This is a genomic window from Arthrobacter sp. 35W, assembly GCF_000482545.1.
Lineage (GTDB): Bacteria > Actinomycetota > Actinomycetes > Actinomycetales > Micrococcaceae > Specibacter.
Genome location: NZ_KI519454.1, coordinates 2,437,474 through 2,451,810 on the forward strand (window position 1 = coordinate 2,437,474; position 14,337 = coordinate 2,451,810).

Annotated in this window: 14 protein-coding genes and 1 pseudogene; 3 read left to right on the forward strand and 12 right to left on the reverse strand. The window is 65.6% G+C overall.

Annotation, left to right across the window (positions count from 1 at the left end; translation table 11 throughout):
- Positions 1-44: 44 nt before the first annotated feature.
- The 9 genes from atpA to K254_RS0110940 form a co-directional block, all read right to left on the reverse strand.
- Positions 45-1,682, reverse strand: a complete 1,638-nt coding sequence (gene atpA / locus K254_RS0110900; protein ID WP_026555389.1) for a F0F1 ATP synthase subunit alpha — start codon at positions 1,680-1,682, stop codon at positions 45-47.
- Positions 1,683-1,804: 122 nt separating this feature from the next.
- Positions 1,805-2,647, reverse strand: a complete 843-nt coding sequence (locus K254_RS0110905) for a F0F1 ATP synthase subunit delta (RefSeq protein ID WP_026555390.1) — start codon at positions 2,645-2,647, stop codon at positions 1,805-1,807.
- The gene (locus K254_RS0110910) at positions 2,647-3,201 is read right to left on the reverse strand and encodes a F0F1 ATP synthase subunit B (protein WP_026555391.1); all 555 of its coding nucleotides are present in this window, start codon (positions 3,199-3,201) and stop codon (positions 2,647-2,649) included. The genes K254_RS0110905 and K254_RS0110910 overlap by 1 nt, the downstream gene beginning before the upstream one ends.
- Positions 3,202-3,250: 49 nt before the next feature.
- A complete protein-coding gene (gene atpE, locus K254_RS0110915) occupies positions 3,251-3,466 on the reverse strand; it encodes an ATP synthase F0 subunit C (RefSeq protein WP_026555392.1) in 216 nt (71 codons plus the stop codon).
- A gap of 72 nt (positions 3,467-3,538) precedes the next feature.
- The gene (gene atpB, locus K254_RS0110920; RefSeq protein WP_026555393.1) at positions 3,539-4,333 is read right to left on the reverse strand and encodes a F0F1 ATP synthase subunit A; all 795 of its coding nucleotides are present in this window, start codon (positions 4,331-4,333) and stop codon (positions 3,539-3,541) included.
- Positions 4,334-4,475: 142 nt separating this feature from the next.
- Positions 4,476-4,772 (reverse strand): AtpZ/AtpI family protein, encoded by a 297-nt coding sequence (locus tag K254_RS0110925; RefSeq protein WP_026555394.1) that lies wholly within the window; start codon positions 4,770-4,772, stop codon positions 4,476-4,478.
- Entirely contained in the window at positions 4,769-5,245 is a 477-nt protein-coding gene (locus K254_RS0110930; protein WP_026555395.1) for a hypothetical protein, read from the reverse strand. The genes K254_RS0110925 and K254_RS0110930 overlap by 4 nt, the downstream gene beginning before the upstream one ends.
- A gap of 134 nt (positions 5,246-5,379) precedes the next feature.
- Positions 5,380-6,435 carry an MraY family glycosyltransferase gene (locus K254_RS0110935; RefSeq protein WP_026555396.1) on the reverse strand — a complete coding sequence of 352 codons (1,056 nt, stop codon included), beginning with the start codon at positions 6,433-6,435 and terminating at the stop codon, positions 5,380-5,382.
- Positions 6,432-8,282 (reverse strand): polysaccharide biosynthesis protein, encoded by a 1,851-nt coding sequence (locus K254_RS0110940; protein WP_026555397.1) that lies wholly within the window; start codon positions 8,280-8,282, stop codon positions 6,432-6,434. Before K254_RS0110940 ends, K254_RS0110935 begins: the two co-directional genes overlap by 4 nt.
- A gap of 240 nt (positions 8,283-8,522) precedes the next feature.
- On the opposite strand from K254_RS0110940, the gene K254_RS0110945 reads away from it, so the two are divergent.
- From K254_RS0110945 to K254_RS26155, 3 genes and pseudogenes are all read left to right on the forward strand, one after another.
- A complete protein-coding gene (locus K254_RS0110945) occupies positions 8,523-9,425 on the forward strand; it encodes a glycosyltransferase (protein ID WP_026555398.1) in 903 nt (300 codons plus the stop codon).
- Complete coding sequence (locus K254_RS0110950) at positions 9,422-10,399, forward strand: glycosyltransferase (RefSeq protein ID WP_026555399.1); 978 nt, start codon at positions 9,422-9,424, stop codon at positions 10,397-10,399. Before K254_RS0110945 ends, K254_RS0110950 begins: the two co-directional genes overlap by 4 nt.
- 10 nt (positions 10,400-10,409) lie before the next feature.
- Positions 10,410-11,018, forward strand: a pseudogene (locus K254_RS26155) (NAD-dependent epimerase/dehydratase family protein); the annotation flags it as partial.
- Between the two features lie 232 nt (positions 11,019-11,250).
- On the opposite strand, the gene K254_RS22855 reads toward K254_RS26155, so the two are convergent.
- From K254_RS22855 to prfA, 3 genes are read right to left on the reverse strand one after another with little or no spacing between them, the layout of a single operon-like run.
- Entirely contained in the window at positions 11,251-12,228 is a 978-nt protein-coding gene (locus K254_RS22855) for an L-threonylcarbamoyladenylate synthase (protein ID WP_231391815.1), read from the reverse strand.
- Entirely contained in the window at positions 12,225-13,196 is a 972-nt protein-coding gene (gene prmC, locus K254_RS22860) for a peptide chain release factor N(5)-glutamine methyltransferase (protein WP_081710014.1), read from the reverse strand. Before prmC ends, K254_RS22855 begins: the two co-directional genes overlap by 4 nt.
- Positions 13,196-14,269, reverse strand: a complete 1,074-nt coding sequence (prfA, locus tag K254_RS0110970) for a peptide chain release factor 1 (RefSeq protein ID WP_026555401.1) — start codon at positions 14,267-14,269, stop codon at positions 13,196-13,198. The genes prmC and prfA overlap by 1 nt, the downstream gene beginning before the upstream one ends.
- Positions 14,270-14,337: the final 68 nt, after the last annotated feature.

The following is a 14,337-nucleotide window of genomic DNA, read 5'->3' on the forward strand; positions in this document are numbered from 1 at the left end:
TTGCCGGAGCCCTTGACGGACTCCGGCAAGCTCAATCATCGAAACTAGCGCTTCTGCTTGACGATCTTCTCTTGGTCAACATCGGCATTGGCCAGTGCATCGTGCTCTTCGTGTCCGGCGCCAACCAGGTGGTTGTCGCCCTGGCCGAAGAAGCCAGCCTTGAAGTCCACAATCGCGGTCTTCAGGGCTTCGACAGTGTCGTCGCCGAGCACGTTGGTCTGGGCCAGCGTGGTCAGCACGGAGGAGCCGTGGCGCAGGTGCTCCAGGAACTCGCTCTCGAAGCGTCCGATGTCCTCAACCGGGACGTCATCCAGGTAGCCGTTGGTGCCGGCCCAGATGGAGACAACCTGCTCCTCAATCGGGAACGGTGCGTACTGGCCCTGCTTGAGCAGTTCCATCAGACGCGCACCACGGGTGAGCTGCTGGCGGGAAGCGGCATCCAGGTCCGAGGCAAACATGGCAAATGCCTGCATGTCGCGGTACTGGGCCAGGTCCAGCTTCAACGTACCGGAGACCTTCTTCATGGACTTCACCTGTGCGGCGCCACCCACGCGGGAGACGGACACACCGACGTCCACGGCGGGGCGCTGGTTGGCGTTGAAGAGGTCCGACTGCAGGAAGATCTGGCCATCGGTGATCGAGATCACGTTGGTCGGAATGTAGGCGGAAACGTCGTTTGCCTTGGTTTCGATGATCGGCAGACCGGTCATCGAGCCGGCGCCGAGGGCGTCGGACAGCTTGGCACAACGCTCCAGCAGACGGGAGTGCAAGTAGAACACATCGCCGGGGTATGCCTCGCGGCCCGGCGGGCGGCGCAGCAGCAGCGATACGGCACGGTAGGCCTCGGCCTGCTTCGACAGATCATCAAAGACGATCAGAACGTGCTTGCCACCGTACATCCAGTGCTGGCCAATGGCCGAGCCTGCGTAGGGTGCCAGGTACTTGAAGCCGGCGGGGTCGGATGCCGGGGAGGCCACGATGGTGGTGTACTCCAGGGCGCCGTTGTCCTCCAGGGTCTGGCGGACGGCAGCAATCGTGGACGCCTTCTGGCCGATGGCCACGTACACGCAGCGAACCTGCTTGGTCACATCTCCCGAAGCCCAGTTGGCCTTCTGGTTGATGATGGTGTCCACAGCAAGGGCCGTCTTACCGGTCTGGCGGTCACCAATGATCAGCTGACGCTGGCCACGGCCGATCGGGATCATTGCGTCGATGGCCTTCAGGCCAGTCTGCATCGGCTCGTGAACGCTCTTGCGCTCGGTCACGCCGGGAGCCTGGAGCTCCAGTGCGCGGGTGGTCTCGGCAGCAATCGGGCCGAGGTCGTCGATGGGCGCACCCAGCGGGTCGACTACGCGACCCAGGAATGCATCGCCGACGGGAACGGACAGGATCTCACCGGTGCGGTGAACTTCCTGGCCTTCTTCGATGCCCTGGAAGTCACCGAGGATGATGACACCGATCTCGCGGACGTCGAGGTTCTGGGCCAGGCCCAGGGTGCCGTCTTCGAAACGAAGCAGCTCGTTGGCCATGACGGAGGGAAGACCCTCCACACGGGCAATGCCGTCACCTGCGGAAGTAACGCGGCCAACTTCAACGCGCTCGGCGTTGCCCGGCTCGTAGGACGCCGCGAACTCGTTCAACGCATTACGGACGTCGTCGGCGTTGATGGTCAATTCGGCCATCTGCAGTCCCTGCTCTCCTAATTCGTGATCATCGCATGTTCACGATGACCTAGCTTTTGACCTGTCCGGCAGCAGTGCCGCCGGTCAGAAATGTCTGTGTTGCTTCCGGTGCCAGCGAGTGGCTAGCCGGCCAGCTGACGGCGCAGTTCGCTGAGCCGGGAAATGACCGAAGCATCCACTACTTCGTCCCCGACCCGCACGCGGACCCCGCCAATCAATGTCGGGTCAACAATGGTGTTGACCTTCAGTTCGCGCCCGTACAGGCTGTTCAGGCCTCGCGCCAGGCGCTGGGCCTGGGCGGGAGCCAGTTCACGGCTGACGCTGACATCGGCAATCCAGCGCTGCTGGCGTGCCGCTGCAAGCGTGGCGAACTTCTCCACCAGCTTGGTGAGCTTGAGCCCACGCGGGTGGGCAACGGCCTGGCCGATCAAAGTCTTGGCTTCCTCGCTTGCGGAGGGAACCAGCTTCAGTGCCAGAGTCGTCTTCGCCGCCTCGGTGGCCTGCGGAGCCGTGAGGGCCCGCTGGACATCGTGGTTGGCAGAAACGGCCCGGTTGAAGGCGAAGAGATCGTTCTCCAAGTGCTCCAGAGAGGTGATCCCGGAAGCAGCGGTGCCTGAATCAGGAGATCCAGCGCGGTTCTCTGCAACGGCAATGACCACAGTTGCGGCCAAGGTCTCGAGTGCATCGCCAAGGTCACGTGCATCTGCCCAGCGCGAAGCGGCCAGCTTGGAGACAATGGCAGCCGCGGATGCGGACACCTTGCCGTTGACCAGCGAGGCCACCAGTGCCGACTTCTCCCCGGCGGAACGCGAGGGGTCAGTCAGGGCACGGCGCAGGCCGGCCGAACTGTCCACCAGCGTCAAAACACCGAAAAGTTCCTGAGCCAACGACAGCGACGCGAACGGAAGCTGGGCCTCCAGGTCGGACAGTGCTGTGGTCAGCGATTCGCTCGATACGCCTGCCATTACTGTGCTGCACCTTCGCTTTGCGATTCCAGGTCGGCCAGGAAACGGTCGACGACACGCGAGGAGCGCTCGTCGTCGTTCAGGGCCTCGCCGACAATGCGGCCAGCCAGCGTCGTCGCCAAGGTGCCGACCTCTGCACGCAGAGAAACGACGGCGGCCTGGCGCTCGGCTGCGATGGCAACCTGTGCCTGCTCGGTGATCCGGGCAGACTCGGCTGCAGCCTTTTCCTTCAGGTCGGCCAGAATCTGGGCGCCTTCGTTGCGGGCTTCTTCGCGGATGCGGTTGGCTTCGGTACGGGCGTCAACAAGCTGCTGCTTGTATTCCTCGAGGGCGGCGCTGGCTTCGGCCTGGGCCTTCTCAGCCTTGGCAATGCCGCCTTCGATGGCTTCGGTGCGCTCCGCAAAGGTCTTTTCGAACATCGGGACAACAAACTTGACCACGATGAACATCAGGACCGCAAAGCCCACGGCGACCACAAGCATTTCCCACACGTTCGGTGTGAGAGGGCTTTCAGATCCCGCTTCCTTGGCGGCTAAAATCATGAGGTTGTTCATATTTCACCCGTCCTATCTACTCGTGTTGTTGTTCGTTCGTTTCTCTGTATTAGAGAACGAAAGCAAACACGAGGCCCAGGATGGCGAGGGCTTCGGTCAGGGCCAGACCCAGGAACGCGATGGGCTGCAGGACGCGCTGGGCCTCCGGCTGGCGAGCAACGCCGTTGATGTATGCCGCGAATACGAGGCCCACACCAATAGCACCACCGATTGCGGACAGACCGTAGCCGATGAGGTTCAAAGAACCGCTGATTTCACCCGTCATTGTGTATTCCTTTCAAGATGCCCGTTATGGGCAGGTTGTTTGGTTTATCCCCCGGGGGGAATGCTTGTTTATTTAGTGGCTGTCCGCGTGGACAGCACCCTCAATGTAGATCGCGGTCAGCAGGACGAAGACGTACGCCTGCAGAACCATGATCAAAGCTTCGAGCATGTACATGGCAACTGAACCAGCCAGAACCAGTACAGATGCGCCCTTGAGCAGTACGCTCTCCTGAGCCAGCAGGAATTCGATGCCGGATCCGGCAATCATCACAATCAGGTGTCCGGCCAGCATGGTGGCGAACAGACGCAGAGAGTGGGTCATGGGGCGGACCACGAAGTTGGAGATGATCTCAATCGGGACCACCAGCGGCAGGATGTACCACGGCACACCCGACGGAACAACGGCGAGCTTGAAGTAGCGCAGGCCGTTGCGCTGGATGCCAACACCAATCCAGGTCACGTAGACCAGGGCCGCCAGCACGTAGGCGCCGCCCACGTGGGAGAAGCTCGGCAGCTGGATGTACGGAATGGCTCCGTAGATGTTGTTGATCAGGATGAAGAAGAACAGGGCAAACAGCAGCGGGACGAACTTGATGAAGTCCTTGCCACCGATGACGTCCTTGGCCACCGAGTTGCGGACGAAGCCGTAGCCCATCTCGCCGGCGAACTGGAGCTTGCCGGGGACCAGCTTGCCCTTGCGGGCCGCGGCCACGAAGAACCAGCTGATGATCACCACGGAGAGCAGCACCAGCAGCATCTGCTTGGTGAACTCAAAACTTCCGATGGTGAAAATCGCCGGCAAGTGGCTAGATACGCCGGGCGGGGTAAACGATCCACCATCTTGGGCGGGGAGCGTAAGCGCGATCAACGCGTTTCCTCTCTGCAGTGTCCATAATTGGGCATGACATGGGGAACTGGGCAGCTGACTGCACCGTTGCCCCCAACGATATTGAAAAGTCTTGATTTCACAGCTTGACGGCTAATCCTCGCCGCGGATCCGCCACGATTGCTCATGAACCGTCCTCCGATGGGTGCGCAGCGTCATCGATGCGTTTTCTGTGGAGGCGGCGGGCGAAGGATAGGTAGAAACCACCGGCCAGTCCGACAAAGGCACCTGCCAGGACATACCACCGGGTTCCCAGCAAATTATCCAGTCCCCACCCTATCAAACTCCAGACCAGGATGCCGCCAATGACGTAGCTGAAGATGGCCATCCCGGCGTTGTATCCGCCGGTGCTTTCGGGGTTGGTGGTGCCGGATGAGGCAACGGAAACGCGCTCGGGCTCGGGGGTGCCGTCCTCGCTCATCGACCCTCCCCCGAAGTGCTGGAAGGATCGTCGTAGATCTGGTGGCGCTGGCGTGCAAAGGTGAAGACCTCCGTGGCCTGCCAGAGCAGCACCACGACGACGGCGGCGGCGAAGAACCACATGCGTTCGAGCCACTGCGGCGCCCCGATGGCGAAGAGCAGTGCGGCAAAGCCGACCACCTTCACCAGATAGGTCACCAGAAAAACGCCCACGGCTCCGGAGGGGTTCCGCCGGCCGTAGTAGTGGCCCACCAGCAGACTCAGGGCGAAGAAGGCCATGACGACGGCGGCACCGAACACCACGCTCAAGGCGGCGGCGGGGCCGGCAGCCAGGGCTGCTGCGCCGGCCAGCAGCACGACGGCGGCACCGCTGGCAATGGCGCAATTGCGAAGAATGTTCATCCAAGGGGACGCAGTGGGGCCGGACGCAGCGAACTGCTCCGGAACAGCACCAGTGGCACTATTGTCCTTCATGGAAACCCCATCGTGAGAAGGCTTGTTACCGTCAAGCCAGCGAAACGTCATGGCGGGTTGCGCCATAGTCAAGACTACCTTCCAATTCTACATGAGATAGAACTGTGATGTTAACGAGGTAGGACCTTCACCCGTCACATTCCGGCTGCGGGCCCCGCGGCAGCCCGGCGGCGCCGGATCAGCCGCTGGAAGATCGTCGGTGTGCGCAGGTAGAGCAGCACGACCCCGGCGCACACCACCCCGGCGGCGACGGTGACGCCCTCCCCACCCTGGGCCGACACGACGCCCAGCACGGAGGTTGCCACAGTGGCGGCGCTGACCACTGCCGTGGCCTGCACATGGCTGAGGCCGACAATGACGAGCCGCTGGTAGGCATGCTGGCGGTGCGCGGCGTACCAGCGCTCCCCCGAGGCAATGCGCCGGATCAGGGTGATGAAGGTGTCGGCCAAATAGATGAGCACCGGCGAGAAGATGTACTCCACCGGAACCTTGGCGAAGAAGGCCGCCACGGCGGTGATGGAAATGGCAGCACCGAGCAGATAGCTGCCCACGTCCCCCAGGAAGACATTGCCCCGGCCCAGGTTCCACGGCAGGAATCCGGCAAAGGCCGCGGCGATGCCCACGCCCGCAAAAACGAGCCACGTATGCCCGGTGAGTACTCCGGCCAGGGCGTAGAACGCGCCCACGACCAGCCCGTGCATGCCCGAGATGCCGTTGATGCCGTCCATGAAGTTGGCGACGTTGATGTAGGCCGCCACGGCCACGGCCCCGGCAGGAACCCACCAGAGATTGTTGCCCGGAATGGCCAGGGCCAGCACCAGCGAACCCAGCAGACCCAGGCCCAGCTGCAGCACGGCGCGGACCTTGATGGCGATCCCGCGGAAATCCTCGATCCAGCCGATCAACGCCGCCACGGCCATCACCAGGGCGCAGGCCCCCAGCACCACGGGGCCGTTGATGCCCGCGACAGACGGCGGGGAGGCTGCCACGGCCACGGCCATGGCAGCCACCAACGCCACGGCCACGGTGATGCCCATGCCGCGGATGGTGGGCTGGGTGTGCGAGGACCGCGCGCTGGGCATGTCCAGAACACCCAGGCGCACCAGCCACGGCTTCACGGCAAAGGGCAGCAGCAGGCTGGCCAGCAGGGCCGCAGCGGCAACCATCAGGACCGCAGCGCTGGCCGTCATGTGCCGGCCAATTCGTCGTCGTCCTCGTCCATTTCGGCAGAGAGGTCCACCGAGACGTCGCGGCAGTGCTGCAGCCACTGGCCAAGATCGAGCTGCTCCGGCGCCAGCGGCCAGGACGTGGTGTGGGAAATCTTGGGGTGCAGCGCCTTGGCATCGGCTTCTTCGACGCCCACCAGCTGCTCGTGGAGCTTCTCACTGGGCCGCAGCCCGGTGAAGACAATCTCCACATCCTTGCCGCTCATCGCGATCATGCGCTGTGCGACGTCCAGGATCCGCACCGGATCCCCCATGTCCAGGATCAGCACCTCTCCCCCGCTGCCGATGGCGCCCGCCTGGATCACCAGCTGGCAGGCCTCGGGGATGGTCATGAAGAAGCGCGTGACGTCGGGGTGGGTGACGGTGACGGGGCCGCCCTTGTTGATCTGTTCGGAGAACAGCGGCAGCATCGAGCCGCGGCTGCCAATGACGTTGCCGAAGCGGACGGAGACGTACCGTTTGCCGGTCTGCAGGCCCATCCACGCGGTGAGCTTCTCGGCAGCGTGCTTCGAATGCCCCAGGGCGGTGATCGGGCTGGCTGCCTTGTCGGTGGAGATGTTGACAAAGGTTTCCACGTCCACGGACTGCGCGGCGTGCAGCACATTCAGGGTGCCCAGGACATTGGTCTTCCAGGCTTCTTCGGGGTACTGCTGCAGCAGCGGGGCGTGCTTGAGCGCGGCAGCGTGGAAGACCACCTGCGGGCGGCGGTCGGCAAAGATCTTCTTCAGCGACTCGGCGTCGCGGATGTCCGCCAGCACCGTGTCCTTGCCGTTGAGCAGGCCGTGCCCGCTGATGGACAGCTGGGTGTGCTGGAGGCCGGATTCGTCGCGGTCCAGCATGATCAGCTCTTCGGGGTCAAAGCCATGGAGCTGGCGGCAGAGTTCGGAGCCGATGGATCCGCCGGCCCCCGTGACCAGCACGCGCTTGCCCGTGACGTAGCCGGCAATCCGCTCCACCTCGATGTCCACCGGGCGTCGCCCAATGAGGTCCTCCACGTTGATTTCGCGGAAGTCGGAGAAGCCGGAATCTTCGCTGGAGAGCATGTCCTTCAGCGGCGGCAGCACCAGCACCTTTACATGCAGGCCGGCCACGGCGTCGGAGATCTCCCGCACCTTGGCGGCTTCGACATGGGGGAAGGCGATGACCAGCACCGTGGCCTTGGTGCGGCGCACCACCTCGGGCAGGTCCTCGCCGCGGCCCAGCACGGAGACGGAATTGACGCGCAGGTGCTTCTTGGCCGGGTCGTCATCGATCAGCCCCACCGGGAAGTACGGCGACTCGGGATCCTGCAGCATGCGGTTGAGCAGCGAACTGCCCAGAAACCCGCCGCCGTAGACGAGGGTCTTCTGGGCGCCCTCGCCGAAGCGCGGCTTGCCCTCCACGTAGAGGCGCTTGACGTAGCGGACGGCGGCCATGAACAGGGCGGCGAAGGGGAAGGCAATGGCACTGACGCTGCGGGCAATGTGCAGTTCGTTGATCAGCAGATAGAGGAAGACAAACGTCACGGCTGCCACAATCAGCGTGACCACCACCAGCACCCTGGCCTCGTGGAAACTGCCAAAGGTGTATCTGCCGCGGTACAGCGCCAGCGACCAGCCGGCCACCAGCTGCGTGACGATGGCGATGGCCACCACTACGCCCAGTCCCCAGAAGTTGATCAGATGGACGTCAAGTTCGTAGCGGAGCAGCACGGCGAGCAGGAAGGCCACAGCCCAGGCCAGCGAGTCGAGCACCGCCTGCGACCACAGCCAGAGCTGTGGTTTGGCGTCGCTGGCACCCGTGGATGCCGATGTCTTGGAGGAAAGTGTCAACGTTGCTCGAATTCCGTATTCTGCCCCCGGACTCGGCACCGGGCCCCGGCCAAAAGGGCGGGCGATGCCCGTCCGAAACGGGCTGTACTAAAGTGGAAGCTACAGAAGATACTAATCGCTTTCGATTGGCCGCCGCTCTTCGCCGTTCCCAGACTTTCATCCCAGACTTCGCCGTTGAACCCCTCACCGATGCCGCGCCCACAGGGCCTGCGCTAGTGCGACGGCCCGAGAGGACCTCCATTGCAGGACACCGTGGCCGTTGCGGCCGTGACCTTTGACCGTCCCGACGATGTGGGCATCCTGCTGGGTGCACTCGCCGCCCAGACGCATGCTCCGCACGCCATTGCCCTGGTCGATTCCGGCACCAGCCCCGTGGCGCAGATCGCAGCCACCGCGCCGGCGCCGGTGAACTACATCCGCTCCGAGGCCAATCTGGGCGGCGCCGGAGGATTCTCCCTGGCGATCCTCAGCGCCATCGCCTCCGGGGCGCAGTGGGTGTGGATCATGGACGACGACGCCCATCCCGAGGACCCCACCGTGCTGGCCAAGCTGTTGGCCGCCGCACACGAGCGCCAGCTCGATGTGGTGCTGCCGCTCGTGGTGGCCCCCGGCCAGCCCGAGAAGCTCTCCTTCTTGTTCCGTTTGGACGGCCACCTGACGCATGAGCGCTCGGATGTGGAGCCGCTGGGCTTCATTCCCAATGTGGGTCAGTTCTTCAACGGCGCCCTGATCCGCGCCGATGTCTTCTTCAAGGTGGGCCTGCCGGACCTCCGGCTGTTCATCCGCGGCGATGAGACGGACTTCATGCTGCGGCTGCGCCAGGCGGGCATTCCCTTCGGCACCGTCACCACGGTGGCCCTGAGCCACCCCGCCGGCTGGGGCGAGGTGAAGGAGGTTCTGGGCGACCGCCTGCATGTGCTGGTTCCCGAGACTGCCTTCAAGCGCTTCTACTACTACCGCAACCGCGGCTTCCTCACACGCAAGCACCGCCGCCTGCGCTCCTTTGTGGCCGACGCCGTCGGCTATCCCCTGTACTTCCTGAAGGCCCGCGATTTCAAGGGCCTGGCCCGCTGGGCTTCCACCTACTCCGCCGGCGTGCGCGGTGCCAAGTTCGGCCCGCCCAAGGACCAGGTCTTCAAGTGAGTGCAGCCTCCGCCGGCGGCACCGATCCCCGGCTGGCCAGCTTCCACATCGTCATCACCACCTACAACCGCTCGGACTATTTGTCCCGGCTTTTGGACACGGTGGCGGCCCTGGACCCCGCGCCGGACGCCGTCGTCGTGGTGGACAACGCCAGCACCGATGACACGGCCGGCGTCGTTGCCGCCGCGGCCTCACGCTCCGCCGTCCCGGTGGTCCACCACCGGCTTGCGGAAAATCTGGGCGGCTCGGGCGGCTTTTCCGCCGGTGTCGAGCGCGCCCTGGCCGAGGGCGCGCAGTGGATGTGGCTCATGGACGACGACGTCGAGGCCCTGCCGGGTGCCATCGGTGCCTTCCACCCGTGGATGGCCAAATATGATGCCCTCGTTGGCCGGCGCTACGACAGCGCCGGGCGCCCGTTCTATTGGCAGAACAATTTCAGCGCATTCCTTGGCTTCCCGCTGCCGGTGCGCGGCGACGTCTTCGCGCACAGCAACGAATTCCCCACCAATGTGGGCTGTTTCGAGGGCATGCTGGTCCACGCCGACGCCGTCCGCAGCGTGGGCCTGCCGGATCCGCGCTTCTTCCTGAATTGGGACGACACCATGTACGGCTGGCAGATCTCCCGCCAGCGCCCGGTGGTCTACGTCAATGAGTTTGTGCTCCGCAAGGCCCGCGAACAGCGCCAGATCGACCTGGGCATTCGGCATTTGAACGACTCCTCGGATCTGAGCCGCTTCTACGTGATGCGCAACCGCGGCCTGGTGGCGCAGTACCTGCGCGTCCACGGCGTCTTCAACCGGGCCGGTTTTGCGCTGGGCACTGTGCTGACGGCGGCCAAGGAACTCCTGCGGCTGCTGGCCGTGGAACGCACGCTGCGCGGTGCCGGCGCCCTGTGGCGCGGCTGGCGCGCATCGCGGACCATTCTGGCCGAGGCTGATTGGGCGCCGATGCCGGCGCCGTTGGACAAGGATTAGGGGAACCCGCGTGGAGTGGATTGTTGTCGGCGCCTCGGGCTTCGTTGGCTCGGCCGTGGTGGCGGAGCTGCGCGGCCGCGGCATTCCCGTGCGGGAGGTGGCCGCACCGCGGCTGGTGTCCCCGGCAACCAGCGCCCAGGCCGTGCTGTCGCTGGCCAACGCCGCCGGCTCCGACGCCGATGTGGCACGGACGATGCTGGCGAGGGTGTTTGCCGGCGCGGCGGTGGTGGTCAATGCAGCGGGCCTGGCCACGCCGGGCGATGCCGGGTCCCCCGCCCTGACCGGCGCCAACGCCCTGCTGCCGGTGGTGCTGGCGTTGGCCGCGGCCGATGCCGGGGTGCCGCGCCTGGTGCATTTGAGCAGCGCCGCCGTCCAGGGGCACCGCGCGGAATTGGATGAAAGCGCGGACCGCACGCCGTTCTCCGGCTACTCGCACTCCAAGGCGCTGGGCGAAGAGGCCCTGGGGCTGCTGCAGGACGACGCCGGCCGGATTGTCATTCTGAGGGCGACCTCCGTGCAGGGCCCCACGCGCCCGACGACGGCGGCGCTGGCCCGGCTTGCCGCCTCGCCGCTGGCCACCGTTGCTGCCCCGGGTACTGCTCCCACGCCCGTCAGCTCGATCACTGCGCTGGCCTGGTTCACTGCCGAGACTGGCCTGTTTTCCGGCCCGGTGCCGGCCATCGTGCTCCAGCCCTGGGAGGGCCTGGATGTCACGGCCGTGCTCACCGCCGCCGGCGGCAAGGCGCCCGTCAAACTTCCGGCCGGATTCTGCCGCGTCGCGGTGAAGGCCGGCTATACCGTGTCCAGCCTGCTCGGACGGCGCCTGCACGGCGCCGTCCGGCGGGTCGAGCTTATGTGGTTTGGCCAGTCCCAGCAGCCGGGGTGGGCTGATCGGCAGGGGCTTCATCCGCAGCCGTCGGTTCTGACGGTGCTTCGGCAGGCGTCGCAGCATCGAGCGGAGCTTCGCCAGCGCTAACGTCGACAGCCTCGGCTGCGTCAACGTTGCTGGCAGCCTCGGTGGTGTCGGCCTTCTCGAGCACGAGCGGCGCGTCGGCTGCACTTGCGTCGACAGCGTCATCGCCGGCAGCGGCGTCGTCGGCAGCCTCCGGGTTGGAAAACTTCTCGTCGGCGTCGACGTCGGCGGGCGGGGCCCACATCGCCACCTCTTCGCCGAAGCCCAGCACGCTGGGAACCACGGCGCGCAGTTCTTCGAGGGTGATGGCGCCCTCGCGGACCACCTTCAGGCGGTCGCCGGTGGCGTCGACAATGGTGGAGGGGGTGTTGCCGATGCCGTCCACGGGGCGGAAGCCGCCCTCCAGGTACACCTCAACCGACTCGGCCAGCTGGGCGCGTGCCTCGTACGCGGTCTGCGCGGCGGCCTGCCCGGTGCGGTTGGCGGAGGAGACGGCCAACGGTCCGGTGATGGTAAGCAGATCCAGGGCCAGCGCATCGTTGGGGACGCGCAGTGCCACGGTGCCCTTGGTCTCCCCCAGATCCCAGGTCAGCGACGGCTGCGCGTGCAGCACCAGGGTGAGCCCACCCGGCCAGAACTTCTCGGCCAGCGCGCGGGCATCGGCGCTGACATCCAGGGCGAGCCCGTCCATGGTCTGGATGCGCGGGATCAGCACGGGCGGGGGCATGTTGCGGCCGCGGCCCTTGGCGGCCAGCAGAGTGGCCACGGCCTGCGGGGAAAAGGCGTCCGCGGCAATGCCGTAGACGGTGTCCGTCGGCATCACGATGACCTGCTTTGCAGCAATGGCCTTCTGTGCGTGGGCCAGACCCTCGGAACGCTGATTATCGTCGGTGCAATTGTACGAAGTGGTGCTCACGGGACCATTCTTTCATTGGGTGCTGCATCTAACGTATTCGTGACAGCGCTCGTGCCAGCGGACATGGCGGCGTTGGTGGCAGGGCCCGTGCGGAGAGCGCTCGTTGCCCTGTCGCGGCCGGTCAGATCGCGGTGCGAGGACACCTCGGACCAGTGGCCGGTGCCGCGCAGCATGGCCGCCATCTGCTCCGCCTGGACCTCGGCATGCTCCATCACAAAGAAGCCGCCGGCCTTCAGCAGCCGTGCCGCAGTGGCCTCGGCCGCCCGAGGCGTCTCCATCCCGTCCGCTCCCCCGCCATAGAGGGCCATGTGGGGATCGAAGCGTGCCACCTCGGGGTCGCGCGGAATGGCCTCTGCGGGAATGTACGGCGGGTTGGAGATCACCAGATCCACCGTGCCGTCCAGCTCAGGGAAGGCCGTGCGCATATCGCCCAGCACCAGCTCGACGCCGCTGCCGGCCAGGTTCCTCGCGGCCCAGACATGGGCCTCGGGGCTGAGCTCGACGGCGTGGACGCTCGCGCCCGGGACCTCGTGGGCCACGGAGCCGGCAATGGCGCCGGAACCGGTGCCCAGATCCACGACAACAGGTGCGGCACCGCCGTCGTGCGCAGAATCCGCGCCCCGGTGGGTCGACAGCCAATCCAACCCCAGCTGGACCACGGACTCGGTCTCGGGCCGCGGGACAAAGACGCCCGGGCCCACGGCCAGCTCAAGGTGGCGGAAGTACGCGGTCCCGGTGATGTGCTGCAGCGGCTCGCGCCCGGCACGCCGGCCGATGAGCGCGTCAAAGCCCGCCGGCTCCAGGCTGCTGCCCATCGCCATGGCGCGCAGCTCACCGCGCCCCACACCCAGCAGGTGGGCGGCAAGCAGCTCCGCGTCCACCCGGGGCGAGGGCACGCCGGCTTCCGCCAGCACGGCGGCAGCCGCGGACAGCGCCGCCTCAAGCGGACGCGGAGAGGATTCAGCCACTACTCGCCGATCGCGTCCAGGCGTGCCTGCTCGTCCATCTCAATGGCGGACTGCACCACGGGTTCCAGATCGCCGTTCATGACGGCGTCCAGGTTGTACGCCTTGTACCCGGTGCGGTGGTCCGCAATGCGGTTCTCCGGGTAGTTGTACGTGCGGATGCGCTCGGAACGGTCCATGGTGCGGATCTGCGACTTGCGCACCGCGGAGTTCTCGGCGTCGATGATGGCCTGCTGGTGCGCCAGGATGCGGGCACGCAGCACGCGCATGCCGGCCTCGCGGTTCTGCAGCTGCGACTTCTCGTTCTGCATGGCCACGACAATGCCCGTGGGCAGGTGGGTGATGCGGACGGCGGAGTCGGTGGTGTTCACGGACTGGCCACCGGGGCCCGAGGAGCGGTAGACGTCGATCTTGAGATCATTCTGGTTGATCTCGACCTCTTCGGGCTCGTCAACCTCGGGCAGCACCAGCACGCCGGCGGCCGAGGTGTGGATGCGTCCCTGCGACTCGGTGGCCGGCACGCGCTGCACGCGGTGCACGCCGCCTTCAAACTTCAGGCGGGCAAAAACGCCCTCGGCCGGGTCGTTGGAACGGCCCTTGACGGCGATGGAGATGTCCTTGTAGCCACCCAGATCGGACTCGGTGGCGGAGATGATCTCCGTCTTCCAGCCACGGGATTCGGCGTAGCGGGTGTACATGCGCACCAGGTCGGCTGCGAACAAGGCGGCCTCGTCGCCGCCTTCACCGGCCTTGACCTCCAGGATGACATCGCGGGCGTCATCGGGATCGCGCGGGATCAGCAGACGGCGCAGCTTCTCCTGCGCGGCCAGCAGCGCCTCGTTCAGCACGGGAACCTCTGCCGCGAACTCCGGGTCCTCGGAGGCCATTTCCTTGGCCGCCGCAAGATCATCCGTCAGCACCTCCACCTGGTGGTGGCCCTCGACGATGCCGCTGAGCTCCGCATAGCGGCGCCCCAGCTTGCGCGCCAACGGCTGGTCCGCATGCACAGCGGGATCGCTGAGCCGCATCTGCAGCTCAGCATGCTCATCCAAAAGCCCCTGGATGGATTCAAACATTTCACAACCTCTTTCGACTTGCTCAAGTCTAATGTTCAGTGTCGGTAAGTGCCTGCGGCGGCGGTTTG

Bases quoted from the DNA above. Each gene is read 5' to 3' on its own strand.
- atpA (WP_026555389.1), bottom strand. From the start codon at position 1,682: ATGGCCGAATTGACCATCAACGCCGACGACGTCCGTAATGCGTTGAAC.
- K254_RS0110905 (WP_026555390.1), bottom strand. From the start codon at position 2,647: ATGGCAGGCGTATCGAGCGAATCGCTGACCACAGCACTGTCCGACCTG.
- K254_RS0110910 (WP_026555391.1), bottom strand. From the start codon at position 3,201: ATGAACAACCTCATGATTTTAGCCGCCAAGGAAGCGGGATCTGAAAGC.
- atpE (WP_026555392.1), bottom strand. From the start codon at position 3,466: ATGACGGGTGAAATCAGCGGTTCTTTGAACCTCATCGGCTACGGTCTG.
- K254_RS0110925 (WP_026555394.1), bottom strand. From the start codon at position 4,772: ATGAGCGAGGACGGCACCCCCGAGCCCGAGCGCGTTTCCGTTGCCTCA.
- K254_RS0110930 (WP_026555395.1), bottom strand. From the start codon at position 5,245: ATGAAGGACAATAGTGCCACTGGTGCTGTTCCGGAGCAGTTCGCTGCG.
- K254_RS0110935 (WP_026555396.1), bottom strand. From the start codon at position 6,435: ATGACGGCCAGCGCTGCGGTCCTGATGGTTGCCGCTGCGGCCCTGCTG.
- prfA (WP_026555401.1), bottom strand. From the start codon at position 14,269: ATGTTTGAATCCATCCAGGGGCTTTTGGATGAGCATGCTGAGCTGCAG.